Below are 23,883 nucleotides of genomic sequence, written 5' to 3'. Positions count from 1 at the left end.
ATTTCGGTTGCCGATGTCGGAGGCGGCCGGTACGGTCACGGCATGGCTTTTATTGAAGCAGCGGGGCTCACCAAGACCTGCACCCCCAAGGGGGCCAGTCCCGTGCACGCGCTCGACGGGCTCGATCTTGAAGTGCCGCAGAGCACGGTCACAGCGTTACTCGGGCCGAATGGGGCGGGCAAGACCACCACCGTGAAAGTGCTCACGACGCTCACCCAACCCACGGCGGGCAGCGCTCGGATCGACGGGATCGACGTGCTCGCCCACCCGGAACGAATCCGCCCGATCATCGGGGTATCTGGACAGTACGCCGCCGTCGACGAGAATCTCACCGGCTTCGAAAACCTCGACATGGTTGGACGTCTCTACCATCTGGGTGCCGCACAGTCGCGCGTGCGGGCGCAGGAGCTCATCACGCTTTTCGACCTGGAGGAAGCCAAGAACCGACCGGTGAAGGGCTTCTCCGGCGGGATGAGACGGCGTATCGACCTGGCCGGCGCACTGGTGACACGACCGAAGGTGCTCTTTCTCGACGAACCGACCACGGGTCTCGATCCGCGCAGTCGGCTGGGAATGTGGGACATCATCACCGGCCTGGTCTCGCAGGGAACGACTGTTCTGCTGACCACCCAGTACCTCGAAGAGGCCGACCAACTCGCCGATAGTATCTCGGTGATCGACGATGGAAGAGTGATTGCCGAGGGCACATCGGATGAGCTGAAAGCGTCGATCGGCGGGCAGCGGGTTGAGATCACGCTCGTTGACCCTGGCGATAGTGCGACAACGGTGGAAGTATTGCGCCGCTTCGGCAATTCCGAGCCGACGACGGCAGCGGAGGGTCGCGAGCTCACGGTCAATGCGTCGGATGCACCGGCGGCTTTGCAGGGAATCCTCGCGGAGCTGGGCAGTCGCGGCATCCGTTTGTTCGATGCGGGCATGCGGCGCCCAACACTCGACGACGTCTTCCTGCGTCTCACCGGCCATTCCGCCACTGCCGAGACATCGGATGCGGTACCAACGAAGAAAATGAAGCGTGCCGCGAAAAAGGAGAAGAGCCGCTCATGACAACGACGAACACCGGTTCGGGCTCAGCGCTTTCGCACTGGTTCTCTGACGGCTGGATCACCACCAGGCGCAACCTGATCAAGATCAAGCGCGTGCCCGATATCCTCGTGTTCACGACGCTGCAGCCCATCATGTTCGTGCTGCTCTTCACCTACGTCTACGCGGGCGTGATCAACATCCCCGGCAGCAGTTACAAAGAATTCATCATGGCGGGCATCTTCGCCCAGACCATCGTGTTCGGATCCACCTATTCGGGCTCGGCTATGGCCCAGGACCTGAAGGATGGCATCATCGACCGGTTCAGAACACTGCCGATGAGCCCGTCGGCAGTGCTGATCGGACGCACCAACGGCGACCTGTTTATCAATGCAGTATCGCTCGTCGTCATGATGGTTACCGGCTTCATCGTCGGCTGGCGAATCCGTTCGAGCCTCCTCGAAGCGTTGGGAGCCATTGCGCTCCTTTTGCTCTTCGCCTACGCGTTCTCCTGGGTGATGGCCTTCATCGGAATGAGTGTGCGCAGCCCGGAGGTCATTAACAACGTCTCGTTCCTCATCCTGTTTCCACTCACCTTCATCTCCAACGCCTTTGTCCCGAGTAACACCCTGCCGACGCCGTTGCGCGTCTTCGCCGAGTTCAATCCGGTATCTGCGCTCGTCTCGGCGGTGCGTAACCTCTTCGGAAACACCCCACCGAACTCTCCGATCGCCGACAACTGGGCACAGCAGAACCCTGAGATCACCGTGCTGATCGGCATTGTGCTGCTACTCGTGGTGTTCGTGCCTCTTGCGATCCGCAAGTTCGCCAGCGTCAGCAGCCGCTAACGCGCGGTCAGCGCCGATTGCACCGAAACGGGGAGGCAACTCCCACATTCGCTGGCTAGCGTGAGGCGATGACAGTCATCGCCATCACCGGTTCCACTGGCCATGTCGGGCGACGTGTGGCCGACCAGCTCGCCGATCTGAGCCCGACACTCGTTGTGCGCGATACCGCGAAAGCCCCGCGTATCGAGGGATCCCCGGTGGTGGTGACCGATTACACCGAAGCCTCCAATTCGGTGCATGCACTCGAGGGAGTAGACGTGCTGTTCATGGTCTCCGCCGCCGAGTCGAAGTTTCGCCGCGTGCAGCACCGCACCTTCATTGAAGCGGCTGCTGCCGCGGGCGTCAGCCATATCGTCTATACCTCGTTCTTTGGCGCTGATCCCGACGCTGTCTTCACCCTCGGGCGCGACCATGCCGATGCCGAAGCCACGATCCGTGCGAGCGGAATGCACTTCACACTGTTGCGGGACAATTTCTACTCCGATCTGCTTCCCTATTTTGCTGATGATTCCGGGGTAATCCGCGGTCCTGCCGGAGACGGTCGCGTCGCCGCGGTTGCGCGAGCGGATGTCGCCGACGTCGCCGCCGTTATCCTGCGGGACCCTGTGCCCCACGCCGGTGTCACCTATGAACTCACCGGACCGGAAGCGCTCACCCTCGACGATGTCGCCGCGCGTGCCGGCGCCGTAATCGGGCGCACTCTCAGCTACGCGCCGGAAACCGTGGACGAGGCTTACGCGTCCCGAGCCCATTACGGCGCGGAGCAGTGGCAACTCGACGCCTGGGTGAGCACCTATACGGCCATCGCCGATGGCCAGACTGACCGCGTCACCGATCACGTCGAGCGGGTCTCCGGGCATCGCGCCCGCAGCATCGAAGATGCGTTATTGCCACACAGATGACCTTCCTACTCGCATTTTTTTCTCAGGCGCTCTGTCCAAAGCCAATTAAACTCCTCCGGGGATGAGTGGCTACGCGGTCATGAGGTGATCGAATCGGCGCAGAATCAGCCCCTCGCGCAGAGCCCACGGGCAGATCTGTACTGATTCGATGTGGAGGCCCTCCATGGCCGCCTGTGCCACCAACGCGGCGGCCAGAAGTTGACGCGATCGCAGGACAGATACTCCCGGAAGCTCGGCACGGTCCGCAGAAGCCATCGCCGACAGCCGGCTGGTCCACAGGGCCAATTCGTTTACCCGCAATTCACGCCGCACGAAGGGGCCCTCCGCGCGGGGAGCGGAACCGGCGACGCGGGCGAGTGAGCGGAAAGATTTCGAGGTTGCCACGACGAGTGTCGGCGCGGTCAATCGCCCGATGTCCGTGATCGGACCCTCGAGTACCGCGCGGATGTGCTTACGAACCGCCTTGATGCTCTTAGCAGACGGCGGATCCGCATCCAGAAAGTCCCGCGTGAGTCTTCCCGCGCCGAGCGGAAGGGACACCGCGAGTTCGGGCAGCTCGTCAGCTCCCATCGCCATTTCGAACGATCCGCCGCCGATATCGAGACTGAGGATTCTGCCTGCTCCCCAGCCATACCATCGGCGCACCGCGAGATAGGTTGCGGCTGCTTCGTCGGTGCCACTCAGCTCGATGAGCCGGATACCGGTTTCAGCGTGCACCCGCCCCAGCACTTCCGATCCGTTGCTGGCTTCGCGGATGGCGGAGGTGGCGAAGGCCATCAGGTCCTCCGCTCCGTGCACCTCCGCGAGCTGTGCGGCGGCGGTCACAAATTCGATCAGAACTCGCTGGCCAGCAGCCGAAATCGCGCCGCGATCATCGAGGTAAGCGATGAGTTGCAGGGGGCGTTTGTGTGAGGTGAACGGGATGGGTCGGGCACCGGGGTGCGCGTCAACCAGCAACATGTGAACAGTATTCGACCCGATGTCAAGCACGCCAAGCCGCATGGGACAAATCTACCGGTTGGGAGCAGCAGCGTTCCGGGCAAAATCACCGGGCCGAATCAGCGACCCGCCGCGTAGCCCTGGGCACCACGCGGATTCGCCGCGGCGGTGAGCAGCCCGGTACTGGCATCCCGGCCCACGGAGGATAGCCGCCCGAGGCTCCAGTCACCCGCCACGGTGATGCGATGACCCCGCCTGCGCAGCTCGGCGATGACATCCGCCCCCACCCGCCCCTCGACCACCGCGCCGCCGGGCTCCCAGGTGCGCGGCCAGAAGGACTCCGGAAACGAGGTCGTGTGGAACGCCGGCGCGTCGATCGCCTCCTGGGGGGAATAGCCGCCGACCAGGGTGCGCAGCAGGTACAGCAACTGCCACTGATCCTGCTGGTCGCCGCCGGGTGTGCCGAGGGCGGCGATCGGATGCCCGTCGCGCAACAGCAGCGTGGGGGTGAGGGTGGTTCGTGGACGCCGCCCAGGCACGAGGGCCGACGGCGAACTCGGGTCGAGCCACATCATCTGCAGTCGACTGCCCAGGCAGAACCCGAGCTCGGGGATCGTGGGGGAGGACTGGAGCCACCCACCGGAGGGGGTCACCGAGATCATGTTGCCCCACGCGTCGACCACATCGATGTGGCAGGTGTCTCCGGCGGTGACTCCGGCGGGGGAGACCGTCGGCTCGCCACTTCCGGCAAATTCGTCGTTCTCCCCGGTGGGGTCGGACGGCATCCGCAGCGGCGGGTGATAGGCCAGCACCCCCGGTACCGAACCGGGCCGGAATTCGCTCGAGGCCCGGTCCGTGATGAGGGCGCGACGCTCCTCCGCGTAGCCCGCGGAAAGAAGATATTCGAGCGGAACCTCGACGTCTCCGTAGTAGGCCTCCCGGTCGGCGAGGCTCAGCTTTTGCGCCTCGAGGATGGTGTGGGCACCGAGCGCGGTCGACGGATCGAGCCGCTCGTCGTCGAATCCGTCGAGTATCGCCAGGGACTGCAACAGGGCAGGACCCTGGCCCCAGGCCGCGGATTTCGCGACGGTGACGCCCCGGAAGTCGAGTGTGACCGCTGGCTCGTAGCTTGCCCGAAAAGCGGCGAAATCCTGCTCATCGATCACGCCGGCATGGTCGGTGCCCGAGGAATGACGATGCTTGTCGCGCACGAACCGGGCCGCCGCCTCGGCCACGAATCCGGTGCTCCATTCGGCGCGGGCCGCATCGATCCTGCCCTCACGGGAGTCGGCATGTCGACCAGCATCCGTGAGGCGGTCGAGGGTGTCGGCGTAGGCGGGGTTCACCACGAGGTCGCCGGCCTGGGGCACTCGGCCCTGCGGCATCCAAAGCGCTGCCGAGGACGGCCAGTGAGTCTCGAAGAGCTCCGAGACCGCGGCGATCGTCGAGCTCACCCGGCCGAGCAGCGGATGCCCGTGCCTGGCGTAGTCGCGGGCGAAGGCGAACACCTCCCCGAGCTCCCAGCTGCCGTGGTCTCGCAGCAGAAGCAGCCAGGCGTCGACGGCGCCGGGAATGGCGGCGGCGAGCGCCCCAGCGCCGGGCACCAGGTCGAGACCCTCACCGCGGAAGTGCTCGATCGTGGCGTTGTGGGGCGCGGGACCCTGCCCCATGAGCACGAGCGGCCGCGTGGGGTCGGCGGCGGTGGCAAAGATACCAACGAGGTCGCCTCCCGGTCCGTTCAGATGCGGCTCGACCACATGCAACACGAAAGCTCCGGCGGTGGCGGCATCGAAGGCATTGCCGCCGCGCTCGAGCACCGCCTGGGCGGCCGCCGTCGCGATCCAGTGGGTGGAGGCGACCATGCCGAAAGTACCGCGGAGGGTCGGGCGTGTGGTGTCGGGATCGGGCGGGGTGAATGATGTCGAAGAAGTCACAGTCTGCAGATTCTAGGCGCGGGCCGTGAAGATCGCCGGATGCCGCGATAACCGGCCATCATGGGGACATGACACCTCCCGACCGCATCAGGTCACCCGCCTCCCGCTTCTCGATCACGCGGTATTGGACGCCTCTCGCCGTCACTTACCTGGTGCTCGCCCTCATCGGGCTTATCGGCACCTGGACCTTCAACGCCCTCGCGATCGTGCAACTGCGCAACTTCGCCGGCGACTGGGTGAACAGCGGTCCGGCCGTCTCGTCTCTCACGGTGGACCTGCTGGTGGCCGCCGTGGCTGGCAGCATCCTGATCATCGTGGAATCACGCCGACTCGGTCTTAGACGCGGCTGGATCTATGTCGTGCTTGCCGGGCTCACTGCCTACGCCTTCGTGTTCCCGCTGTTCCTTGCCATGCGGCAACGGGCGCTCACCAAGCGGGAGGCTGAGGGCGGCACCCGGGCCGCCGACGCAACAGTATGAGGGGATGTCATTCCTCTGTAGCTGGGCGCCCTCACGGCGGGGCGCCAGAGGTGTAGCTCCGACGCCCCGCTTCGATGCTGCCGGGTGTGGATTCTCAATCCTGGTGAGACTGTCCCGAGAAGGTGAGACCACGTGATCGTTGAAGATCCTTGTCTGAGTTGGGAAAGTCGAAGGAGACACTTGGACGGCACGCGGCCACGCATCGCTTGACGCCCTAACCGGGGACTGTTCGAGCGGAAGTCAAATCCCTAAGCTTCTCGATGCACGTGAAACGCGCCCCGATCAAAGGATTCCCATGATTGCGCCCGGCGCCGCTCGCACAGTGTCGATAACAGTAGAGCGAGTGCCTGGTTCTATTCACCAGGATCTGTCGTTCACGGCCGGCACCACGATCGACTCAATGATCGACTCAATGATCACGGTGCTGCTCCAAACGCCGGGCACGGTCACTGTCAACGGAACGTCCTCGCTGGGTGCATCAATCCAGGCAGCCGCGTTCGCCACGTCGGGAACGGTGAGTTGTGGCTGACAGGACAGTATCCGCAAAGAATCCAGCGGGTTTCAGCATCGCGGCGCTACACCTGATTTGGGCCGTGCCGCTCGCGCTGCTGATCGGATTCCCGCTCTGGATTTCGGCTCGGCTTATCTGGTGCGGATTCGGTGGATGCTCTGGACCAACAGCAAATTATCGGGAATTTGATTTTACCTGGGGAGTCGTCACACCGCTGGTGTGCGCGGCTCTGATCCTGGTCGCTGTTGCGGTACCTCCCTGGGTGCGGCCCTGGTGGATTCGCTGGGCTATCGCTCTCGTTTTGGCGCTTACTGATGCGTATCTGTTCGGGTGGGGAAACGCACCGTCCCCGATTCCATGGCTGCCAACGATAATCCACGGTGGGTTCGATTTTTAGCGAATGCGCACGGCGCGAGGTACGAACCATGGGGTTGCAGGAGCTGACGTCAAATGCGCCAAAATCTGCGACCAGTCCAGCTGGGAGCCGAACGTGCTGATGCCTCCCAGTTGGGAACCTCTGTCGGAACTGCTCGAGGGCTTCGGCGTATCGTGTTGGGTCGTTCCGAGTCGCTTGCAGCAGCTCCACACGCTACAGTGACCCATCCGTGGTCTAGTACAGCATTTCACCTGCGCGCCATCGCGAAACGGCCACGCATCAGACCACGTCTTCGGCCCGCCGGAGGCTTCGGATCTTGCGTGTCTTCGAACCGAATCATCCCAGAGCAACGGAGGGAGGTCGGCCACAACCGGGGCATCACGCTATTTTTCGAGTCCATCCCGTCGCCCCACACCGTCCATCCCGGAGTTCGGCGTGATTCGCAGCAAAGTCCGAGGCGGGTCCGGAAGACAGAAAACGCTGGTTGTGCTAGACATTCGAGAGGTGCCGGCGGAAGAACCATATCGTGCACTCATCCCACGCGAATCACTCCCGCGGTGTACCGGATCTCTGCGCGATGATTCGCGGAGCTAGCACCAGGAGGGCGAAAGTCCCGATGACCGCTCGCACCCCGGCAAAGATCAGCACCGACCATCCAACGTCACGTCCCGTGAGCAACAGAGCGACACCTATCACTACCAGCGCGACGTCCGCGGCGTACGGCACGCGCAACCAAAACAGCAGACGGCGGTTTGCTTGCATCGCCCCATCGTGCGCCGACCCGCTGAGAGGCCACCGACACGATGCCGCCGGGCTGACTACATCATCAGGGCAGCCGCTGCGGAGCGTGCCGTTCCTGGTTAACGGACTGCTGAGGGCGGCTGGTATTTGAACCCGACGTGCGAAGCGACAAAGCCGAGACGTTCGTAGAACCGGTGCGCATCGGTTCTCACGGCGTCAGAGGTGAGTTGGACGAGGCCCACGTCAAGGGCTGCGGCCGCAACATCCGTGACCCAGCGAATCATCGCGGACCCGATACCGGCCGAACGGGCATCGCTCTGAACTCGCACAGCCTCGACTAGCAGACGCGCGATACCTCGCCGAGCCATCCCCGGGATGCGCGTCAGTTGCATAGTTCCGAGCACACGCTGCTCTTCATCTATTGCCAGGAGAAGCTCATTGGCCGGGTCGGAAATAATCTGCTGGAGTGCCCATAAATACGCCGGACGATCGGTCTCCGAGGCTACGTCGCCTCGAGCTGCGCTGACCGCGTCGTCGGACAGGAGCATCATGAGCGAATCCAGATCCTCCGCCGAGGCGCGCCGCAGCGTGACCGACCCAAGGCGGGAATCGAGCACTACGGGGAGCGAAAGGTTCTCGAGCATCCCACCAGCCTCCCACGCCCAGCCTCCCACACCCCATTACCGGCCCCGCCGCCCGCACGCGGAACGACAAACGGTGCGCTCCAAACTGAACTTACGGTGCAGGAAGTCGGTCGCCACGAGAGGTACCAATTTAGCGATAGAGGCGCGCAGAACGGTCGTAATAGCTTCCGTGATCTCTCACAGCGAAGCCGGCAGAGAGGTACGTCGCTGTCGGTGAGGGGTAGTCGTCATTGGGTGCGGTGTTGAGGAAAACCTCGATCCCTCAGGCCCGCAGCTGGGCGTGCCACCGAGGCAAGGAAATCTGACCATGTGGGGATACGGATACAACATGATGGGCTGGGGTTTGCTGGCCGGGGTCATCGTTGTGGCCCTGGTGATTGTCGCGGTCATCGGGGTTCTCCGTCTGCTGCCAACGCGCTTAAATCATTCCTCGATTTCTCTTCCGCCAGTTGCGAGAGCCGTGCAGACTCCGCGTCAGATTCTCGATGAGAGATATGCGAAGGGTGACCTCACGACCGAGGAGTACCTCGAACGCGTCAAGCATCTAGGTTCTGCCTGATCGCCCAGGCCAGGCGGCTAACCCGATTTAGCGCTTCGCATATACCCCTATGGGGTATATAGTCATCGCATGAGTCGAATTAGCCAGGGTGCAATCAATGGATCTCACGCACATGACCACGACACAGTGCCGGGGCATCCCCAGACGGGTTCCGCCGGCATGAACCACGCGGGGCACGGTAATCATGTCGCTCAGTTCCGGCGGCTTTTTTGGATCATGCTGGTCGTTGCTCTGCCGGTGGTTGTCTTCAGTGACACCTTTGCGATGATCCTGGGTTACCAGCTGCCCAGATTCCCGTTGGTGGTGTGGATTTCGCCGGTTTTTGGAACGGTGATGTACGTCTGGGGTGGGCGGCCATTCCTGACCGGCGCAGTCTCGGAGTTGAAGTCTCGAAAGCCGGGGATGATGCTTCTCATCGCCTTGGCCATAACCGTCGCGTTCCTCGCCTCGGGGGGTGCGAGCCTCGGGCTGCTCGATCACCAGCTCAACTTCTGGTGGGAGTTGGCGTTGCTCATCGTGATCATGCTGCTGGGGCATTGGATCGAGATGCGATCTCTCGCACAAACCTCTACCGCCCTCGAATCACTTGCCGCCCTGCTCCCAGACGAAGCAGAGCGGGTCGATGGTGACACCACCACCACTGTCGCCCCTTCCGACCTCGTAGTGGACGACCTGGTGGTCGTGCGCCCTGGCGGCCGCGTTCCGGCCGATGGCGAAATTACCGAGGGCATCGCCGATGTCGATGAATCGATGATCACCGGCGAGTCTCGCCCGGTGAGCCGTGGCATCGGCTCTCACGTTGTGGCTGGCACCGTTGCAACCGATAATGCGCTGCGTGTACGCGTGACCGCGGTCGGTGACAACACTGCACTGGCGGGAATCCAACGTCTGGTCAGTGAAGCCCAGAACTCTTCATCTCGCGCCCAGCGTTTGGCTGATACCGCAGCGCGGTGGCTGTTCTGGTTTGCACTGGGGGCCGCCGTGATTACGGCAATTGTTTGGACGTCGCTGGGGGCGCCGGATGAGGCGATCATCCGCACGATCACCGTGCTGGTCATTGCGTGCCCGCATGCGCTGGGCCTGGCGATTCCTTTGGTCGTATCCATTGCAACGGAACGTGCGGCGAAGGGCGGCGTGCTGATCAAGGATCGACTCGCCCTCGAGGCCATGCGCACCGTGAATTCCGTGCTCTTCGACAAGACTGGCACCCTGACCAAGGGTGAACCCACCGTCTCGAAAGTAGTCGTCGTCGACGGAGTCTCCGAAGGGGAATTGCTTTCCTGGGCGGCCGCGGTCGAAGGCGACAGCGAACATCCACTCGCCAAAGCAATCATCACGGCAGCCAAAACACGCAATCTCCCCGGTCTTCGGGCCACGGACTTCCAGGCCTCTACCGCGGTCGGCGTCACGGGAACTGTCGGCGGCAACCGGATCAGCGTCGGCGGGCCGAGCATGCTCGCCTCCCACAACTCCTCGGCAATGACGGAAACCACAGCGTGGGAGAACGACGGGGAAATCATCCTGCACGTGCTCCGCAACGGCACGGTGGTGGGGGCGATCGGGCTCGCCGATGAGATCAGGCCCGAATCCCAACCGGCAGTCGACGCCCTCCACACCCTCGGCATCCAGGTCGTCATGATCACCGGGGATGCCGAGGCGGTCGCCCGGTCGGTCGCAGCCCAACTCGGCATCGACCGGGTCTTCGCGGAAGTCCACCCGGAAGATAAGGCCGCGAAGGTTATCGAGCTTCAGACGGAGGGACGCAAGGTCGCGATGGTCGGCGATGGCGTGAACGACGCGCCAGCCCTCGCCCAAGCGGATGTCGGAATCGCGATCGGTGCAGGCACCGACGTCGCCATCGCGTCCGCGGGTGTCATCCTCGCCAGCGACGACCCCCGGTCGGTGCTGTCTGTCATTGAGCTGTCCCGTAAGAGCTATCGCAAGATGAAGCAGAACCTGTGGTGGGCGGCCGGGTACAACCTAATTGCCGTGCCGCTCGCAGCCGGCGTCCTCGCGCCGATCGGATTCATCCTCCCCATGGCGGTCGGAGCTCTGCTGATGTCGGCCTCAACGGTGGTGGTGGCTCTCAACGCACAGTTGCTGCGACGCCTGGATCTCCGCCCCGAAGTCAGTGCCGGTGCCCTGTTGTCCGGGCCATCTCTTACTGCTCTGGGGAATGATAGCGAGCAGGAGAGAGCACTCGCGGGGAGCGCGGGCTAGTCAGGCGCGTCCGGTGTTATCTGAACTTCTTGACAAGGGTCATGGCATTCAACGCATGGGAAATGAAACGTGTAGGTCACGAGTCAGTGAGTTCCCCTGCCGTGAGCAGTTCGACCGGATCAATGTCAGTCGATATCACTGCCATGGGGTGCTTCCTTTTCTATCTCAGGAATTTTTGAGCAAGGGAATACGCCTCTCATCTGGCCCGAGAATCTGCACCGGGGCCGGCGCGCGAGTCCGGCCGCGCTAGCCTGACGCCATGGGCTTCTCGCTGCTCGCGCTCGTGGTGCTCGTCGGCCTGCTCGGTCCGCTGCTGGCGGGCCGGGAATCGTGGCACCTTCCGGCAGTGGTGGGGGAGCTGCTTGGGGGGTTGCTCGTCGGCGCCTCCGGCCTTCGACTGCTCGACTCGACCGAACCGACCTTCACCGTGCTTGCGCAAGTCGGCTTCGCCCTGGTGATGTTCGTTGTCGGATCGAACGTGCCGGTGCGGGATGTCACGGTGCGGCGCGCGCTCCGTCGCGGACTCGTCGGCGCGCTCCTCGTCGGGGTGCTGGCCGCTGTCGCGGGCGTCGGTCTCGCCGCCCTGTTCGGCACCGGTCACGCCGCGCTCTACGGGGTCGTGATCGCCTCGTCATCCGCCGCCCTCATTCTGCCGATCATTGCCTCGCTTGGTCTTCATGGCATCGCTCAACTCACTGCGCAGGTGGCGATCGCGGACGCGGTCTGCATCGTCGCCCTGCCACTCGCGATCAATCCGGCCCGGGCGGCGTCCACCGCTCTCGGGGCCGTTGCGGTGGTCGCCGGCGCCGGTCTGGTCTTCTTCGTGCTGCGCCGCCTGGACCGTGACGGACTCCGCAAAAGACTCCATCGACTCTCCGAGCGCCGCAAGTTCGCGCTAGAGCTGCGTATCAACGTTCTCCTGCTGTTCGGTCTCGCCGCCCTTGCCCAGTTCGCGCAGGTCTCCGTGCTGCTCGCCGGATTTGCGCTCGGGCTCGTCGTCGCGGCGATCGGTGAGCCGCGACGCCTCGCCCGCCAACTCTTCGGCATCACCGAGGGATTCTTCGGGCCGCTGTTCTTCGTCTGGCTCGGCGCATCGATCAGCCTCTCCGAGCTCGGCAGCCATCCCGCAATGATCCTGCTCGGCGTCTGCCTTGGGGCCGCGGCGATCCTCAGTCATCTGGTCGCCAGGCTCGTCTCGCAACCGCTGCTCCTCGGTGTCGTGGCCGCCGGTCAACTCGGGGTGCCGGTCGCTGCGGCCGCGCTGGGCACCCAGTTGCATCTGCTCCGCCCGGGAGAGGATGCCGCGCTCCTGCTCGGCGCGCTCCTCACCATCGCAGCCACCACCGTCGCCGCGAGCCTTCGGGCACGGCGCGAGCGCGGGGTCAGCGATCGCCCCGTGATGACTTCGTAGACTGCTGGGTGCGGCCCGACCTCGAGCACCGGGCGCCGCGGCGGAGGTGAGAAGACACGGTGAAGGTACGGGCGACCTTCGGCGCCCTGCGGCTGCTCATGGCAGCCGCCTGCCTGATGGCGCTCGTCTCACGATTCCTCTGGGGGCTCGGTTCGGCGACATTCACCCCTGGCAACTTCTTCGCCTATCTCACGATCCAGAGCAGCATCCTGTTCCTGGTTGTCACACTGGGCGCGGCAGTCGTTGCGCTGCGTGGGCAGGATGACGCCGCCTGGTTGGATCTGGCCCGGGTCACCGTGTTGAGCCTGACCGTCTCGTGCGGGATCATCTTCGCCCTGATCATCGAGCAGTCGGGTGAGCGCGGATTCCGCATCGATGTGCCGTGGTCCGATGTCGTGCTGCATTTCGTGCTTCCCGCGGTCGCCGTACTCGACTGGATCATCGGGCCCGGCCGGGGTACGTCGCCCTGGCGAAGCATCGCGATCGTGCTCGTCTTCATGATCGGCTGGGGACTGGTCACGCTCGCGCGAGGGCCCATCGTTGGCTGGTACCCCTACTTCTTCCTCGACCCGGCACAGCTGGCGAATGCGGGCCAGTTCTTCTTCTTCGCGTCGATCGCGGTTGTTCTCTTCGGGGGTATCTCAGCCGCTCTCGTGGCAGTGAGCCGCACCACGCCGCTTGCTGAGCGCTGGGCCGAGCGTTCGGTGCTCAGGCCTGTGCGAACGGGGCGAGCGCCGTCCGCACGGCTTCGACCAGCTCGTCGTCGCTGAGTTTCCCCACTCGCCTTGCCGCTTTGCCGCCCACGATACCGACGAGCACCGGCTCTCCCGTCACTGCCTGCAGGTTCACCCAGTCGGTGATGTCGCTGTCGCTGCCGACGATGCTCCAGACAGCGGCATCCGTCGACCAGAACGGCTTATCGAAGCGTAGCCAGACAGTCTCGACCGATCCCATGCCGAGTGCGCTAATCGCGGTGCGATGGGAGAAGGGCAGCAGCGGGTCGAATGCCACCGCATTCTTCTTGAGTACGCCGAGCGGCACCGTCACCACGACCCGGTCGACGGTGAGAGATTCGCCCGTTCCGAGTTTGAGACTCACGGCTGAAGCGCTGTAATACACGCCGAGTACCGCGGTCGAAAGCGACACCCGGACCCCGTCAAGACTGTCGCGGATGAGGCCGGAAAATCCGCCCGTGACCATTCGATCGCGCGCCGGCAGGTCAGCGAGCCCATACCAGGTGGAGAGTTCCGAGGCACTGGCCCCGGTGACTCCAGCGAGTGAGGCGAGCGACGCATTCAGGAGGCCGGTACCGGAGAGTCCCTCGACCGTCGCCCCGGCCGCCCCGGCTGTGGCACCCGAGCCGTCGAGGGCTGCACTCAGGCTCGGATCGACCAACCGCGCCTCGGCCCAGGTCCGAGCTGTGGCCAGCGCCGGGGCGCCCACCGTGTTGTCGGCCGTGTGGCCGTCGATCCCCGCGGCGAGCAGACCGGCGAGTGGGTTCGTCGCGATCCCGAGGGACGCGAGGCGCGCGAGCAACGGCTCGTCCGTCACCTTTCCGAGCCTCCACGCGCCGAGCTCAACGCCAAGGGGCCACGACTTGGGGGTACGGGTGTCGATGCGCCCACCCACGCGATCCCTGGCCTCGAGAACGACCACGTCGAATCCGCGCCGAAAGAGCGCCCGGGCAGCTTCCGCCCCCGCAGCACCGGCTCCGATCACCGCGATCTTTTCCCCGGTCCTCACAACGTCGAGCACCTCGGCCGCGGCGCGGGCACCCGATTGCTGGGCACCAAGAACGGTGCCAGCCAGATCTGCAGAGGTGGCTTCCCCGGCGAAGAAGACCCTCCCGCCGACCGGCTTGGCGAGATCATCCCGATGCTGGGGGGTGGCGCCCGGCGCCAGGAAACTCTGGGCTCCGCGAGCGAAGGGGTCGGACGACCACCCGCTTCGCTCGATTCCCGACGGCCGTGGGACCGCCTGCGAGGGGGTGGGGGATGGCGTCGAGGACTTCGTGGGACGGGGTGGTTCATCCGTGCACGCCGTTAACACCAGCAGGGAAAGACCTGACCCTGCCCCGAGTAGGAAAATACGGCGACTGAACGACATCTCACCGCCACTGTACTCGGAACGGCCACCGTACTCGGAACACCGCGGGCCGAGCGACCCGTTCCTCAGGGAGCGACGACCTCGCGCCTGGCTGTGAGACGGGCGAGGCCGATCGCGGCCGACGCGACGACAATGATGAAGGCCGCGATTCCGACGACGTAGACGAGAAGACTCGGGATGCCGCCGGGGCCGGCCGGCTCGAGGAATGGATAGGGATACCAGAGCGTGATCGCGCCCCGGATCATCGTGAAAGCAAGCCAGGCGAGGGGGAAGGAGATCACCAGCCACAGTCGCTTCCACGGTACCCGGGCGCGGCCGGGAGCGAGCATCCAGTCGAGCAGAATGAAAACCGGCACCCACACGTGCATAACCTCGTTACACCAGCGAGGTGGCTCATAGCCGCCGTCACCCGGAATGTTGCGCAGCAGCACGTTGTACACCTGCCCGGTGATAACGGCGTACGACAGGATGGCGACCCGCACGCTCGTGAACAGTTCGGTGTCGCGGTCCCACCGCCAGGCAATCGCGCCTCCGACGAGCAGCACGACGACGTTCATCATGCTCGACTCGATGGTGAAATAGCTGAAGTACTCGCCCGGCGTGAAGGAGTCGTGGAGCAGGTCGGCGGTGATCTGGGTGACGAGCGCCGCAAGCACCAGAAGGCCGACGAGAACGCGTATCACCGCAAAAGCACGTCGCGACGTTGGCGCATTCACGCGCACCGGACTGTCAATCACGAGGGTCTTCGTCACGGCTTCACAATAATGGCTGGTTGTGACGTGCTCGAACGGGAAGCTGTGGCCACGCGGCAGTTTCTCAGGAATCACCGGATCGGCGCCCCGGGCGATGCTGCTTTTGGTGCCATTCTCGCCGGTTGTCACGCTTTAGGCTGGCGGGATGTCACTTCCCGAGGTCTGCGTCTGCTATCTGCTTCGGGCGGCGCCCGGCGGAGATGAAGTGCTGCTCGGGCGCAAGAAGTTCGGGCTCGGGGAAGGCAACCTCGTCGGTCCGGGCGGCAAAATTGAACGTGCTGAGACTCCGGAGCTAGCCATCCGGCGCGAAGTCGAAGAGGAGACCTCGCTCGTGCTCGGAGGTATCGAGCTCGTCGGGGAACTCACCTACCCGTTTCCGTTCAAACCAGCCTGGAGCCAGAAGTCGTGGGTCTTTGTCTGCCGGGAGTGGGAAGGTGAGGCCACGGAGTCCGACGAACTCGCGCCCGAGTGGTATCCGGTGGCCGATATTCCGACCGCGCGGATGTGGGATGACGCCCGCTACTGGGTGCGGGATGCCCTCGCCGGCCGCTTCGTGAAAGCAACCTTCGAATTCGGGGCGGACCTGCGCACCGTTTCCGCATCCGACCATCCGGCATTCGCGATCACCGCTCCGCGCCACCCCTGATCGGCGCGTCCGTTCGCGAGCCCGGTGGCGATCACAAGGTCGGGGGAGTGCTCGGCAACCAAGCGGTCGAGCTCGTCCGGTGCCGCGACGAAGGCGACCGGGCGACGGGCGGTAATGAGCTTCACGGGGGAGCTCTACCGCAACGCGACGAGAGCGACGGCATCCGCAGAGCTGTTGGATGCTGCACCGTCGAAGGGCTCAAAGTGTCCCGTGCCACCTAACTTGTCGTTATGCCACCTAACTTGTCGTCGCGTAGCGCGTCGTTCCCGAGACGATGGCTCACTACGTCGACAACGCGACGCTCAGCTACCGAGAATTACACCAATCCACGGGACGTGACCCGGGGTGCTACCTATTAGGTGCGAGACAACGAAGATCCTCGCGCCCAAACTGAGCGGTCACGCGGGCGTGATAAATCGGCAGCAGTCCACGGATTTGTTGTCGAGCGAGCGACACCATCGTCGTCGCGACCCTCGACCGCCCGGGAAAATAAACCCAGAACCTGCTCGCGTTGGACAGGTCCTGTGGAGGGTAATTTCGCTTATCCGAATTCACCGCCGGATAGGCTAAGGCTGACGACCGTTTACGGAAAAGCGAAATCCACTCCACGGGATGTGACCCATCCGTGACTCGTATCGGGCAGCTCTTCAGCATCAAGAACGCGCAAGCAGCATCAGAGGGGTCGGGCTCGACCTACTGGCCTGATGAAACAACTGGAGTCCGATGTCCGCCTCACCAACGCGCAGCCCGTCCCTCACTATTGCAATTGCTCTCGTGGCTGTCGCTGCTGGCTCGCTCATCACGGTAGTGGTGTTGTTCTCGACAGGCGTTGCGCGATCAACGTCAACCGGCGCCTTGGCCCAATCAAACGCGGTTAGCACATCTTCTGGTGCCGCCTCCGTTGGCGCTGGCGCTGCCGATAAAAGCGCGGTAACACCGAGCCCAGCAGCTACTCGGTCTGCCATCCCCCCCGCCGCCGTCGCACCAATGCAGGTGCTGACGATCGGAGACTCGATCATGAAGGGCTACGGGGTTAGTCCGGCGGATGCCTGGCCAGAGCTCATCTCAGCCGCCAACGGCTGGGACCTCACGACCCTCGCCTGTGATGGTGCCGGGTTTGTCGACCTCGGCAACCCAGCGGAGTGCGGGGATACCCTCGTCGACATAGTCCGTTCGGCCGCCACCCTCCACCCTGATCTCATAATCATTGAGGGCAGCAGCAACGACTTGGAACACCCGAACTCCGAGCTGCTCGCGGCAACGACCAGCGCCCTCACGATATTGCGTTCCGAGTTCCCGAACGCAGAGATCATCGGCCTCAGCGCCATCTGGCCAACGACAGACCCGCCGGCCCAACTCGCGGATATCAATTCCCAAGTGCACCAGGCTGTCACCGCGGTCGGGGGCCACTACCTCGACATCGGACAACCACTCGTCGCACATCCAAAGCTCATGCAAGACGATGGCATTCACCCGACAGCTGCCGGACAGGTGGTGCTAGCTACCGCGATTCAAACCGCGATCACGGCCGAACAGCAAGCGATCATCGAACAAAAGACGAACACCGAACACCAGAGTTATCACCGCGCCGCCTAAGGGATTGTTCCGCTTCGCGGAGTAATTGCGCTCGATCACGCCAGGGGCGTTAGCTAGGAAAACTGGCCGCGATCGAGCATCGCCTCCACCTGATCCACAGCCGTAAACGGAATTGTGCGGGCGTAGTGCGAGGTCCTGGCTGACCGAGCACCGCGAAGAGAATGGCTGCACCGAGACGGAGCCGACTTTCCCGGAAGGTACCCGACTCAAAGAGCTTGCGCGGGAAGTACAGGAGCTCAAGACCGAGGCTCAATTACTTGAAAAGCGGTGGCCTAAATATCGCGCGGGAGCAGAGGCAGAGAGCCGGAACGAGTTCACCGCCTCCAAAAAAACTGAGCCCACTAGCCAAATTCTTATGCGTGAAATTGTACCGCTGGTCGGACGTGTCGCGGCGAACCTGTCCCGCCCAAGGTCCCGCCCACGAGGGTCGCCCGGGTCGAAAACTGGTCCCTAGCGTGGTCTCGTGTTGACGGGAAATACCGCCCGCTGATCGTCCGTTGTGCGGGCCCCTTTGGGGAGGATTAAGTCGACCGCCTATCGTTTAGTGATGGATCAGACGAAGCACATCCTCGTGTACTCCGACTCGCTCACCTGGGGGATCGTGCCCGGGACTCGACGGCGACTCCCCTTCGACTCCCGGTGGCCAGGCGTCATGCACAACGCGCTCAACATCGGCGATGTGCGGATCCGCGTCACCGAGGACTGCCTCAACGGCCGACGAACAGCCTTCGATGACCCGTACAAGCCGGGACGCAACGCGCTAGCCGGCATCCAGCAGGTCATAGAAGCGCAGTCGCCCCTCGACGTCGTCGTTCTCCTGCTCGGCACGAACGACTTCCAGTCGATGCATTCGCACGATGCTTGGCATTCGGCGGCGGGTCTGGCCGCGGTGGTCAACGCCGTGCGCACTGCCCCGACCGAGCCGGGGATGCCGGTACCGGCAATCCTTCTCGTCGCGCCTCCGCAGCTCGACGACCCTCGCGGCCCCATCGGCCCGAAGTTTGCCGGCGGGGATGTCGCTTCGCGCGGCCTCGCAGATGCGATTCGGCAGGTTAGCGAGGACACGGAGTGTGCGTTCTTTGACGCCAACTCCGTCACCACCAGCAGCACCGTCGACGGGGTGCATCTGGATGCCGACCAGCATGAGACTCTCGGCCGCGCCCTCACTCCCATTGTCGCGGACCTTCTGCAGCGGGCGTGAGCCGCACAAGTCACCCGTCGGCCCCTGGTGTCGTCCCGTAACGGGTCCCGCTTTCGGGCGGTCGAATCGGTCGAAAAGTGCTCTTGGGAGTGCTCTCGCGAGGGCACGAAATCGCGTCCGTTGATCGTCCGTCTTGCGGGCTTCAGAGTGAGCTGAGTTCGATGTCCATCATCAATTGCGCTGGTCGAGTTCGAGGTCATCATGAACACGCCAGCCACACTGGTTGCTTGACTAGGAACTGTTACCTGACCCGTGCACCAGACCCTCCGAGAATGCATGCCGCCCGGACGTGACCCCTAGTCACGACGCTCGCGACGCTCGCGACGCAACACGTACACGACGAGTGCTGCAAGAAATATCACAGCGCCGATTGCGGCACATAAAACAAGGGCGGGCCAGATGCCAGGGCGGACAAGAATCAACAACCCAAAAACGATCGCGATGACGGCGCCGCCAACCATAAAGGTTATTGGCCTGCGGGCGTTCAAAGCGATTTTCCTTTCAGCATATGAGGGCCCCAGTCACACCTATTCCGAATCCGACCAGAAGTCCGGTGACGTCTCCGGCTGAGGTGACCATCGCAGCCGAATGTAGTAACGACGAGCACCCCCACAATAAGACCGATTGCAGCCACGGCGACACTACACTGAGCCGCCTTACTAAGGTTGCCTGATGGATCGCTTCCGTTGATCGGGTCGTCGCCGGCGTAGGCGTACCGGTTGGCGTTCCCTTTCGACGACGGGTCCCACGGAGGACGAGATAGCCTGTATCGGGTGGCCGACCTGACGTTAAAGGCACAGCGGGTTGTCTCGGAAACGGGTTCAAGAAGGTCAGGAAGTAGACACCGATGTGCCGCCACTTTCAGCATTCACAACGACTTGCCTTGCGTCCCTGTTGCGGATTGGTGATCGCTCCTCTTATTTGGAGGGTTCGTCTTGATCGGTGACCATTGCTATTTCTGCCCAATCGTTGTCCGTGAGGTAGAAGTCGCTAACGTCCGAGTCGGGCTGAAGAAGCTGGGCTCCCGCGTTTCTTAGCTTCTCGAGGATGTGCCAGCTCAGGGGATTGCCCTGGTGCTCGATCAGCCAAATTTGAGTCTCCAGGTCCAGCCGTGTCCACCATTTGCTAGACTCCATCACGGGCAAATCCTACTTCTCCGTCAGGAGCCTATTGACGACCCGACTCCGCGGTTGACGGTCCTCCAGAAACCGTCTTTGACGATTGCGGGAACTTTGTCACCGGCGTCCGCTTGAGGTCCGCCGTCCCGCTTACGGGCATTTCGACTAACCGCTCCGCGTTTATCGGCGAGCGGGCACCTCTACACCGTTTGATAGGCTCTCGGCGGTGAGTAGACAGGCGTTTTCGATACGACGAACGATTGATGCCGACTGGCGCGAAATTCGTGATCTGCGCTTGGAGATGATCCGCGATACCCCTAGGGCCTATGCCGAATCGCTCGATGCCGCGCTGGGCCATGAAGAGGCTGAGTGGAGAATGCGCGGGAAGCGTGGCACCAGCGATCACGGCATCAAGATCGCGGGGATCACCGACTCTGGACTCTGGATAGGAACGATGGGCGGATTCGTGCCGGACCCAAATACGGGCCCACTTCTCGTGGGCGTGTATGTGGCTCCGGAGTTTCGTGGCAGGCAGATGGGTCTGACCGATGCCCTTTTGTCGACAGTGGAAAATTGGGCCCGCACCGAGAGCAGCCAGCTGACTCTTCACGTGCACGAAGACAACGCGCGCGCGGAAGGCCTACGAACGTCGCGGCTTCACTGCCACCGGTCATACCATCGCATACAATCTCGACCCCACTAAAAGGGAACTAGAAATGGTCAAGCGGCTCTAACATTTGACTCGCCCGGCTTCGACTGCGTTCGCGACGCTGGCCGGACTCATGTCGCGTTCATGGTCCCCCTTGAGGCAAGGGACTTGCGCCGATCGAAAGGATCAGGAAACCGCGGCCGTGTAGCCGAAGTCGGCCCAGGTCCACCGCATCGGCTCGTCGTACAACGTGCTTGTGACCACACGGTCCGAGTAGAGGGCACCGTTGTAGAGAGTTCCGAATACCAGCAACGCCTCCGCGAGGAGCGGCAAAGCCGCCATTACTTGGACACGCTCCAGCGGATCGGTGTGTATCCCTGTCTTCAGAGAGCCCCAAGGGCTGTAACCGAAGGACAAGATCCTGGTTTCGTGACCTTCCGCAGGAGTGTCGTAAATGTTGGGGCCGGCGTAGATGTTCGCCTCAACGAGAGTCAGCAGGCCATCCCGATAGAAGCGGAAGCCTCTCATTTCCTCATCCGGGGGTTCGGCGTGCGGGCCACCAATATGGTCTAGCCACACGCCTCGCTCGTGATCCACCACGTATCGGGTGAAACCAGTCTTGTACGGGGGATGATCCGGGGGAACGTCCTCAACCTGAAACATGGGATCCTTATCTCACGACACCCGACCAGGTGTAACTGAGGAGACTTGAGCAATTCAGCTGCTCGTGTCATGAAGCCTCTGGTCTTGGCCACACGGTCGACTTCGCCATTAGGCGTCGAAGCGGGACATTAGGGCCGGCCTCCAACTCGCATGTCGGAACCGGCGAGAGCGGCATCCGTCATCCGCGCATGACTGTCCCGCTCACCGTCCTGTTATCGGGTGGTCTCGAATTCAGGTGACTGGACGGTCTAAGGGTAATTATCCGGGACACCAGTAGGCGTGACCGGTGCTTGGTATGGGTATTTGTTGGGCCGCAGATAGCGCCAGTGCATCCGTATAGCCGGATCGATGGGCCCCGCGAGGAGGTCTGGGTCGGCGTGCCGGAACAGCCAAGAATAGAAGGCAAGGGTTGCTACTTGAAGCGCCGCCAAGGCGCCGGCGACGATAGCAAACGCTACTCCACCTGAGAAAACCGCACTCGCAAAGATAAAAAGAAGAAGAGCTACGATGAACAGGCGAAGTTAGATGCCACGACGAATTGCGTCTGCTTGAGTGCGTGCGCGTAACATGAGCTGAGCGTACGCTTCCCGACACAGATTGCCCGGATCACGTTACCCTGTGACACAGCATCGGCGCAATCGACGGTTGGGTCGTGTGGCCCCAGATCTGTAGTGCTGGACGTCCCAGAGTCACTCACCATCGGGACGCTCGGCTGGTCTGATCCATTGCCCTTTAGCCTGTCCCGTCGGCAGTTCTCGCTGAAGGATCCTCGGGCGCCCTGTCGATGGATCAGATGCTGTCGGCCCCGATCTACGCTCTACTCTTCACTGTGGTTTGCAGTCTGGTGGTTCAGACCCAAGGGCATCTCTAGCTGACGCGTACCGGGCTCGGCGGGGTCCGCGATCATCCCCCTTCGCAGTTGTTGCTGCCGCTGTAGCAGGGCTGATAATTGCTGTTCACTGGGGCCGGCGTCTCGGGGCCTGGTGTGAATCTGTCTTGGGGGACCGCGAGAATGACCGCCGCAAGAGACCAGCCGACAAGGAAGACGGCCGAAAGAACGACCAAAGACCGGGCGTTGAATACGATTGCGACGACCAGGCAGACGACCGGCACCACCACGACCAGCCCGGCCGTGCGGAGGTAGGTGTCCGCGTCACTCGCCGAGGGTTCCGGCGTCGTTCCGAAGAGCCGGAAATAGATGTTTAACCAGTTCAGGATGAGCGCTGAAGCCCCGGAAGCACCGACAGCGAGAAGAAACGTGATCACGATCGCCGCCACAGCCCGCGGCCGCTCGTCGCTACGATTCCGGAGGAACATGGCGGCACCGAAGCTGCCGATGGCGACCACGGACGCGAAGCCCACCGTGCGCACGCCGAGGGCGGAGAGTGATATCGCCCCCGCGCCATCGCCGAGGGCATCGTTCGGCCCCGAGGTCGCGACCGAAACAGCAACGGAAGAGACAACAGCAGCAACGATCGCAAAGGCAGCGCGGCCAGCCACGCCTACTCCTCCGAGCAGGCCGATAGCGAGGACGAGGATGGCCCAGACCCCCACCGCCGGCGAGGCCAGTCGGATGACTGATCCGACAACGTCCAGGCGCGCCCCATTCACCGCGCCCTCGGAGGTGACCAGACCTGCGACGAAGAGCGCGATCGCCGTGAAGACGATCATCGCCGCACTGTCGCGGATGCCCGAGCGCGATCGCGCGAAGAAACTCGGGAATTTCTCAACAGGGTTCATGATCGCGTTCTAGCGTCGGCGGCGGTCCGGGCCGACCCGGCAGTCGACCGCGACAGCCGTGGCGACGTCTTGTTCGACGATGTCGGGGGTGCTCCTCCCGCCACGTCAGCCCACGCTAGAGACCAATATCCGTGACGAGCGGTCGAATAGACGCGAAAAGCTGTGCCCACTCCGCCTGCCGAACAAATGATTGCAACTCCGGCCGGGAAGAGCGGTGGAAGGCGTTGCGCCCGCGGTGATGGTTGGAGCATCCAGATCTCCCCATTTCGTTTGTGAACCGACTAAGCCTGAATCCACCGATGTTGATTGGTAGTGTTCGGCGGTTTAAACAGAGAACGCCTTCCGGATCAGGAAAAATAGAACTTACTTAGGGATCTATTCGACCGATTCGGGAGGCATCTCGTAGATGCAACTTTTCCATAAGAATTCCGCCCTGTCAGCAACCTTCGACGATGGCAACCTCGTGTCGTCCGCCGGGCTCGTCCCGGCGATGATGCTGGCCGTGTCAACCGGCCTGAAGGATCTTGCCGACGAGCTGCTCACCGTGCCGAAATCATTCGGCGCCAATGCGGGGCTGAAAGTGCTTGCGCTTGTCGCGGGAATGGTCGCCGGAGCCGACTCCATCGACGACATGGCGATGCTGCGCCACGGCGGGATGAAAAAGCTCTTCACCGGCACCTATGCGCCGTCGACGTTGGGATCATTTCTGCGTGCCTTCACCTTCGGCCATGTACGACAACTCGACGCCATAGCCCGCAGATGGCTGAATAACCTCGCCGCGGTCGCGCCAATCGTGGCTGGCATCGA

General features: G+C 63.1%; 22 protein-coding genes and 1 pseudogene. 14 read left to right on the top strand and 9 right to left on the bottom strand.

Annotated features, from left to right (window positions below):
- Positions 1-42 precede the first annotated feature (42 nt).
- The 3 genes from RCH11_RS09860 (at position 43) to RCH11_RS09850 (ending at position 2,791) form a co-directional block, all read left to right on the top strand.
- Positions 43-1,065, top strand: coding sequence for an ATP-binding cassette domain-containing protein (locus RCH11_RS09860; RefSeq protein ID WP_327056829.1), 1,023 nt, complete (start codon positions 43-45; stop codon positions 1,063-1,065).
- Positions 1,062-1,889 (top strand): ABC transporter permease, encoded by an 828-nt coding sequence (locus tag RCH11_RS09855; RefSeq protein ID WP_327056828.1) that lies wholly within the window; start codon positions 1,062-1,064, stop codon positions 1,887-1,889. Before RCH11_RS09860 ends, RCH11_RS09855 begins: the two co-directional genes overlap by 4 nt.
- Before the next feature lie 68 nt (positions 1,890-1,957).
- Positions 1,958-2,791 (top strand): SDR family oxidoreductase, encoded by an 834-nt coding sequence (locus RCH11_RS09850; protein ID WP_327056827.1) that lies wholly within the window; start codon positions 1,958-1,960, stop codon positions 2,789-2,791.
- A 69-nt stretch (positions 2,792-2,860) separates the two neighbouring features.
- Here the strand turns inward: RCH11_RS09850 and RCH11_RS09845 are convergent, their stop codons facing one another.
- Together RCH11_RS09845 and RCH11_RS09840 are read right to left on the bottom strand one after the other, a co-directional pair.
- A complete protein-coding gene (locus tag RCH11_RS09845; protein WP_327056826.1) occupies positions 2,861-3,793 on the bottom strand; it encodes a Ppx/GppA phosphatase family protein in 933 nt (310 codons plus the stop codon).
- 56 nt (positions 3,794-3,849) lie between these two features.
- Positions 3,850-5,592 (bottom strand): gamma-glutamyltransferase family protein, encoded by a 1,743-nt coding sequence (locus RCH11_RS09840; RefSeq protein ID WP_327057033.1) that lies wholly within the window; start codon positions 5,590-5,592, stop codon positions 3,850-3,852.
- A gap of 140 nt (positions 5,593-5,732) precedes the next feature.
- Here RCH11_RS09840 and RCH11_RS09835 point away from each other — a divergent pair, with 140 nt between their 5' ends.
- Both RCH11_RS09835 and RCH11_RS09830 read left to right on the top strand, forming a co-directional pair.
- Positions 5,733-6,143 carry a DUF2834 domain-containing protein gene (locus tag RCH11_RS09835; RefSeq protein WP_327056825.1) on the top strand — a complete coding sequence of 137 codons (411 nt, stop codon included), beginning with the start codon at positions 5,733-5,735 and terminating at the stop codon, positions 6,141-6,143.
- Positions 6,144-6,438: 295 nt separating this feature from the next.
- Positions 6,439-6,672 carry a hypothetical protein gene (locus tag RCH11_RS09830; RefSeq protein WP_327056824.1) on the top strand — a complete coding sequence of 78 codons (234 nt, stop codon included), beginning with the start codon at positions 6,439-6,441 and terminating at the stop codon, positions 6,670-6,672.
- Between the two features lie 904 nt (positions 6,673-7,576).
- Here RCH11_RS09830 and RCH11_RS09825 read toward each other — a convergent pair.
- Together RCH11_RS09825 and RCH11_RS09820 are read right to left on the bottom strand one after the other, a co-directional pair.
- Positions 7,577-7,792: a hypothetical protein gene (locus RCH11_RS09825; RefSeq protein ID WP_327056823.1), complete on the bottom strand. Its 216-nt coding sequence runs from the start codon at positions 7,790-7,792 to the stop codon at positions 7,577-7,579.
- 98 nt (positions 7,793-7,890) lie between these two features.
- Positions 7,891-8,415, bottom strand: a complete 525-nt coding sequence (locus RCH11_RS09820; RefSeq protein ID WP_327056822.1) for a GNAT family N-acetyltransferase — start codon at positions 8,413-8,415, stop codon at positions 7,891-7,893.
- A 307-nt stretch (positions 8,416-8,722) separates the two neighbouring features.
- Here RCH11_RS09820 and RCH11_RS09815 point away from each other — a divergent pair, with 307 nt between their 5' ends.
- The 4 genes from RCH11_RS09815 (at position 8,723) to RCH11_RS09800 (ending at position 13,375) form a co-directional block, all read left to right on the top strand.
- Entirely contained in the window at positions 8,723-8,974 is a 252-nt protein-coding gene (locus RCH11_RS09815) for an SHOCT domain-containing protein (RefSeq protein ID WP_327056821.1), read from the top strand.
- Between the two features lie 69 nt (positions 8,975-9,043).
- Complete coding sequence (locus RCH11_RS09810) at positions 9,044-11,194, top strand: heavy metal translocating P-type ATPase (RefSeq protein ID WP_442789030.1); 2,151 nt, start codon at positions 9,044-9,046, stop codon at positions 11,192-11,194.
- A gap of 259 nt (positions 11,195-11,453) precedes the next feature.
- Positions 11,454-12,605, top strand: a complete 1,152-nt coding sequence (locus RCH11_RS09805; protein ID WP_327056820.1) for a cation:proton antiporter — start codon at positions 11,454-11,456, stop codon at positions 12,603-12,605.
- 59 nt (positions 12,606-12,664) lie between these two features.
- A complete protein-coding gene (locus RCH11_RS09800; RefSeq protein WP_327056819.1) occupies positions 12,665-13,375 on the top strand; it encodes a Pr6Pr family membrane protein in 711 nt (236 codons plus the stop codon).
- Here RCH11_RS09800 and RCH11_RS09795 read toward each other — a convergent pair.
- Together RCH11_RS09795 and RCH11_RS09790 are read right to left on the bottom strand one after the other, a co-directional pair.
- Positions 13,314-14,711: a flavin monoamine oxidase family protein gene (locus RCH11_RS09795; RefSeq protein WP_327056818.1), complete on the bottom strand. Its 1,398-nt coding sequence runs from the start codon at positions 14,709-14,711 to the stop codon at positions 13,314-13,316. The genes RCH11_RS09800 and RCH11_RS09795 overlap by 62 nt on opposite strands.
- Positions 14,712-14,776: 65 nt before the next feature.
- Positions 14,777-15,463, bottom strand: a complete 687-nt coding sequence (locus RCH11_RS09790; protein WP_327056817.1) for a Pr6Pr family membrane protein — start codon at positions 15,461-15,463, stop codon at positions 14,777-14,779.
- Positions 15,464-15,608: 145 nt separating this feature from the next.
- Here RCH11_RS09790 and RCH11_RS09785 point away from each other — a divergent pair, with 145 nt between their 5' ends.
- The 3 genes from RCH11_RS09785 to RCH11_RS09775 all read left to right on the top strand — a co-directional run bounded on the left by RCH11_RS09785 (position 15,609) and on the right by RCH11_RS09775 (position 18,906).
- Positions 15,609-16,109 (top strand): 8-oxo-dGTP diphosphatase, encoded by a 501-nt coding sequence (locus RCH11_RS09785; protein WP_327056816.1) that lies wholly within the window; start codon positions 15,609-15,611, stop codon positions 16,107-16,109.
- Between the two features lie 987 nt (positions 16,110-17,096).
- Positions 17,097-17,705: an SGNH/GDSL hydrolase family protein gene (locus RCH11_RS09780; protein WP_327056815.1), complete on the top strand. Its 609-nt coding sequence runs from the start codon at positions 17,097-17,099 to the stop codon at positions 17,703-17,705.
- A gap of 547 nt (positions 17,706-18,252) precedes the next feature.
- Positions 18,253-18,906, top strand: a complete 654-nt coding sequence (locus RCH11_RS09775) for an SGNH/GDSL hydrolase family protein (protein ID WP_327056814.1) — start codon at positions 18,253-18,255, stop codon at positions 18,904-18,906.
- A gap of 917 nt (positions 18,907-19,823) precedes the next feature.
- Here the strand turns inward: RCH11_RS09775 and RCH11_RS09770 are convergent.
- Positions 19,824-20,045, bottom strand: coding sequence for a hypothetical protein (locus tag RCH11_RS09770; protein ID WP_327056813.1), 222 nt, complete (start codon positions 20,043-20,045; stop codon positions 19,824-19,826).
- A 280-nt stretch (positions 20,046-20,325) separates the two neighbouring features.
- Between RCH11_RS09770 and RCH11_RS09765 the strand changes: the two genes are divergently transcribed.
- Positions 20,326-20,727, top strand: coding sequence for a GNAT family N-acetyltransferase (locus RCH11_RS09765; RefSeq protein WP_327057031.1), 402 nt, complete (start codon positions 20,326-20,328; stop codon positions 20,725-20,727).
- A gap of 132 nt (positions 20,728-20,859) precedes the next feature.
- On the opposite strand, the gene RCH11_RS09760 is transcribed toward RCH11_RS09765, so the two are convergent.
- Positions 20,860-21,336: a hypothetical protein gene (locus tag RCH11_RS09760; protein ID WP_327056812.1), complete on the bottom strand. Its 477-nt coding sequence runs from the start codon at positions 21,334-21,336 to the stop codon at positions 20,860-20,862.
- A gap of 903 nt (positions 21,337-22,239) precedes the next feature.
- Positions 22,240-23,076, bottom strand: coding sequence for a DUF6234 family protein (locus RCH11_RS09755; RefSeq protein ID WP_327056811.1), 837 nt, complete (start codon positions 23,074-23,076; stop codon positions 22,240-22,242).
- A 406-nt stretch (positions 23,077-23,482) separates the two neighbouring features.
- On the opposite strand from RCH11_RS09755, the pseudogene RCH11_RS09750 reads away from it, so the two are divergent.
- Positions 23,483-23,883 (top strand): annotated as a pseudogene (locus tag RCH11_RS09750) (IS1380 family transposase); the annotation flags it as partial.

It is taken from the genome of Glaciihabitans sp. GrIS 2.15, assembly GCF_035984695.1.
GTDB lineage: Bacteria > Actinomycetota > Actinomycetes > Actinomycetales > Microbacteriaceae > Lacisediminihabitans.
The sequence above is the reverse complement of the archived record's forward strand: the minus strand, read 5'-3'. Positions and strand labels throughout refer to the sequence as shown.

Bases quoted from the DNA above. Each gene is read 5' to 3' on its own strand.
- RCH11_RS09860 (WP_327056829.1), top strand. From the start codon at position 43: ATGGCTTTTATTGAAGCAGCGGGGCTCACCAAGACCTGCACCCCCAAG.
- RCH11_RS09855 (WP_327056828.1), top strand. From the start codon at position 1,062: ATGACAACGACGAACACCGGTTCGGGCTCAGCGCTTTCGCACTGGTTC.
- RCH11_RS09850 (WP_327056827.1), top strand. From the start codon at position 1,958: ATGACAGTCATCGCCATCACCGGTTCCACTGGCCATGTCGGGCGACGT.
- RCH11_RS09845 (WP_327056826.1), bottom strand. From the start codon at position 3,793: ATGCGGCTTGGCGTGCTTGACATCGGGTCGAATACTGTTCACATGTTG.
- RCH11_RS09840 (WP_327057033.1), bottom strand. From the start codon at position 5,592: ATGGTCGCCTCCACCCACTGGATCGCGACGGCGGCCGCCCAGGCGGTG.
- RCH11_RS09835 (WP_327056825.1), top strand. From the start codon at position 5,733: ATGACACCTCCCGACCGCATCAGGTCACCCGCCTCCCGCTTCTCGATC.
- RCH11_RS09830 (WP_327056824.1), top strand. From the start codon at position 6,439: ATGATTGCGCCCGGCGCCGCTCGCACAGTGTCGATAACAGTAGAGCGA.
- RCH11_RS09825 (WP_327056823.1), bottom strand. From the start codon at position 7,792: ATGCAAGCAAACCGCCGTCTGCTGTTTTGGTTGCGCGTGCCGTACGCC.
- RCH11_RS09820 (WP_327056822.1), bottom strand. From the start codon at position 8,415: ATGCTCGAGAACCTTTCGCTCCCCGTAGTGCTCGATTCCCGCCTTGGG.
- RCH11_RS09815 (WP_327056821.1), top strand. From the start codon at position 8,723: ATGTGGGGATACGGATACAACATGATGGGCTGGGGTTTGCTGGCCGGG.
- RCH11_RS09810 (WP_442789030.1), top strand. From the start codon at position 9,044: ATGAGTCGAATTAGCCAGGGTGCAATCAATGGATCTCACGCACATGAC.
- RCH11_RS09805 (WP_327056820.1), top strand. From the start codon at position 11,454: ATGGGCTTCTCGCTGCTCGCGCTCGTGGTGCTCGTCGGCCTGCTCGGT.
- RCH11_RS09795 (WP_327056818.1), bottom strand. From the start codon at position 14,711: ATGTCGTTCAGTCGCCGTATTTTCCTACTCGGGGCAGGGTCAGGTCTT.
- RCH11_RS09785 (WP_327056816.1), top strand. From the start codon at position 15,609: ATGTCACTTCCCGAGGTCTGCGTCTGCTATCTGCTTCGGGCGGCGCCC.
- RCH11_RS09780 (WP_327056815.1), top strand. From the start codon at position 17,097: ATGCAGGTGCTGACGATCGGAGACTCGATCATGAAGGGCTACGGGGTT.
- RCH11_RS09775 (WP_327056814.1), top strand. From the start codon at position 18,253: ATGGATCAGACGAAGCACATCCTCGTGTACTCCGACTCGCTCACCTGG.
- RCH11_RS09765 (WP_327057031.1), top strand. From the start codon at position 20,326: ATGATCCGCGATACCCCTAGGGCCTATGCCGAATCGCTCGATGCCGCG.
- RCH11_RS09760 (WP_327056812.1), bottom strand. From the start codon at position 21,336: ATGTTTCAGGTTGAGGACGTTCCCCCGGATCATCCCCCGTACAAGACT.
- RCH11_RS09755 (WP_327056811.1), bottom strand. From the start codon at position 23,076: ATGAACCCTGTTGAGAAATTCCCGAGTTTCTTCGCGCGATCGCGCTCG.